The sequence below is a fragment of the Anabaenopsis arnoldii genome (genome assembly GCF_028331025.1).
Taxonomy (GTDB): domain Bacteria; phylum Cyanobacteriota; class Cyanobacteriia; order Cyanobacteriales; family Nostocaceae; genus Anabaenopsis; species Anabaenopsis arnoldii.
This window is the reverse complement of sequence record NZ_JAQMUH010000137.1, coordinates 1-2,893: the sequence shown is the minus strand read 5'-3', so window position 1 is coordinate 2,893 and position 2,893 is coordinate 1. Positions and strand designations below refer to the sequence as shown.

Genomic DNA, 2,893 nt, shown 5'->3' with positions numbered 1-2,893 from the left:
GGTTTTTAATATGATCTGTGAAGGCAAGACCACCGAAGACAAGGAAGGAAAGTGGACAAGGAAGATTTTATCCGGACAATGGTCTTTTAATGGGCTATTTTTCTTACTAAGAATACAGACTTTGTACTGTTTTTCTCCCTGGTCACCTAGTCCACCTTGTCCACCTTGTCTTGTCCTTGTCAGGGGAGGGGACTGGATTTTATTGTTTTTTGTGTGTTCGGTGTGTTCCCTGTTCCCTGTTCGGTGTTCCCTAATATAAAAATTGCCTGTTTAACACTTTCCAAACATCCTCTAAGAAAATGCGATCGCCAACCTGAACAAACAATCAATTCAACAACTATTACCTCTGGAAGGGAAATTCAAGGTTTATAGCATCTAGAGATACTAAAAACCTTAAGCCTGGGTGTAACTTGATGTACAGTAGCAGATGGGAAATATAGGGCATCCTGATGGAAGATGGCAGAAAATTTCTCAGAATAAACAACCATCACTAGTTATAATTTCCTATAAGTTGAAAAAAGTATTAAGATTAGCGTAAATATTACGCTCTTCGGAAACCGATTAGCCCAAAAACACATTAGGAGGAATATATATGGCGCTCGTACCAATGCGGCTGCTTTTAGACCACGCGGCTGAAAACGGTTACGGTATTCCGGCGTTTAACGTCAACAACCTAGAGCAGATTCAGGCAATTCTCAAAGCAGCAGCAGAGACAGATAGCCCCGTAATCTTACAAGCTTCTCGTGGTGCTCGTTCTTATGCTGGAGAAAACTTTCTACGTCACCTGATCTTGGCTGCAGTAGAAACCTATCCCGAAATTCCCATTGTCATGCACCAAGATCATGGTAATGCGCCTTCTACCTGCTACTCCGCCATCAAGAACGGCTTTACCAGCGTCATGATGGATGGTTCCTTGGAAGCAGACGCTAAAACCCCCGCTAGCTTTGAGTACAACGTCAATACCACCCGTGAAGTAGTCAATGTTGCTCACGCCTTGGGTGTCAGCGTAGAAGGTGAACTGGGTTGCTTAGGTTCCCTAGAAACCGGTGCTGGTGAAGCTGAAGACGGTCACGGCTTTGAAGGTACACTTGACCACTCTCAACTACTAACAGACCCAGACGAAGCAGCGGAGTTTGTAGAGAAAACCCAAGTAGATGCTTTGGCTGTAGCCATCGGTACCAGCCACGGTGCTTACAAATTTACCCGTAAGCCAACCGGTGAAATCTTGGCCATTAGCCGCATTGAAGAAATTCACCGCCGTCTACCTAACACCCACTTGGTAATGCACGGTTCCTCTTCCGTACCTGAAGATTTAATCGCCTTGATTAACGAGTACGGTGGTGCAATTCCCGAAACCTATGGTGTACCTGTAGAAGAAATTCAAAAGGGTATCAAGAGCGGAGTCCGTAAAGTTAACATCGACACCGACAACCGTCTAGCTATCACCGCCGCCGTTCGTGAAGCTCTAGCAAAAGGTCCCAAGGAATTTGACCCCCGTCACTTCCTCAAGCCTTCCATCAAATATATGCAGAAGGTTTGTGCTGACAGATACCAGCAATTTGGTACCGCCGGTAATGCTAGCAAGATTAAGCAAGTTTCTCTCGAAGACTTTGCAGCTAAGTATGCTAAGGGCGAACTGAATATGATTACTAAAGCATCTGCTAAGGTGTAATCTCCCTCAAAATTAACAGGGGGATAACAAAACAATCCTCCTGCAACTCAACTAGAGCATAGCATTGCTATGCTCTTTGAATTTATCCACAACAGTCGCCGTCAAATATATAAAATTACGTTATATTTACCTAAAAATTAATTAGTAAAAATCTTATGGCAAGCAACTGGAAAAACTTCAAAATAGTTGCAAGTTTCTTAGGTGCGATCGCCTTAACACAGTTTTGGGGGCCTAACACCTCCGTACGTGCTGCGGATACCCTTGTTCTGCGATTTGGCCCCTTTGCGGAATCTATTTCCCTAGAGGAGTTACAAAACACAGCAGATACTGGGAAATTTCCCAGAGGTTTAGAGCTTTACACCGGTAGAATATCTGAAGAACAAAGCCGCTTCTTTGTCAGACTGCTGAGAACCAAAGTACCCATAGATGTGGTCACAGTCAATAGTCTACTCAATACACAAATGGGCATAACAATTCTGAATAATGTCTCCCAGGCTGTAGTCAGAAAAGATGACGCGGGGGTACAAGCACTCAGAGCAGCATTAGTATTAGGTGCTACTCAGCCTCAAGGTCTTTCTGTCATCAATTTTATTGCAGCTTATCCCAGTCAACGCCTAGAAATTGATGTACTAAAAGCCTTCTATGTAGCGAAACGGTTCCCAAAACTCAGGGAAATTCCTCAGGCTATCAAACTAAGGGATCAGGTAGTTTAATCACCATGTCACACAGATCCCCGACTTCTAGCTAAATTATCCTAGATTATCTCTGATTATGTTAAGAAGTCGGGGATCTTACTCATGCAGGTGCGAACTGGTTGCAGCAGCGCTTCGCTATCGCCTTACAGTACTGGGCAATGTCTCACCAACATTCGCTCAACCGTCATAGAAATTATAATTAAATCAACCTATACCTAAACTATTATGACTAAATGGTTTAACACCGCAGGCCCTTGTCAACCAGATATCCACTATACCCTACCCACCAGTGAACGGTTACCAGAGTTAAAACGCCTGATTGAACAGCGCAATTACTTTGTCATCCATGCACCCAGACAAACCGGTAAAACCACTGCCATGCTCACCCTAGCACAGGAATTAACAGCCAGTGGTAAATATACTGCTGTCATGGTATCCGCAGAAGTAGGCTCACCCTTTCCCAATCAGCCAGAAATAGCAGAAAAGGCAATTTTAGGTGCTTGGCGAGAGGCGGCAAGATTTTGGC

At 44.1% G+C, this 2,893-nt stretch carries 3 protein-coding genes; all 3 read left to right on the top strand.

All coding sequences use genetic code 11. The features are described 5' to 3' along the window. The first annotated feature begins 592 nt into the window (after positions 1–592). Complete coding sequence (gene fba, locus PN457_RS12270; protein WP_271733627.1) at positions 593–1,672, top strand: class II fructose-bisphosphate aldolase; 1,080 nt, start codon at positions 593–595, stop codon at positions 1,670–1,672. A 155-nt stretch (positions 1,673–1,827) separates the two neighbouring features. Beyond that, positions 1,828–2,385, top strand: a complete 558-nt coding sequence (locus PN457_RS12265) for an alpha/beta hydrolase (protein ID WP_271733626.1) — start codon at positions 1,828–1,830, stop codon at positions 2,383–2,385. Positions 2,386–2,592: 207 nt separating this feature from the next. Further along, positions 2,593–2,893 (top strand): DEAD/DEAH box helicase family protein (locus tag PN457_RS12260; protein WP_271733625.1); only part of this gene is annotated, 301 nt, incomplete at its 3' end.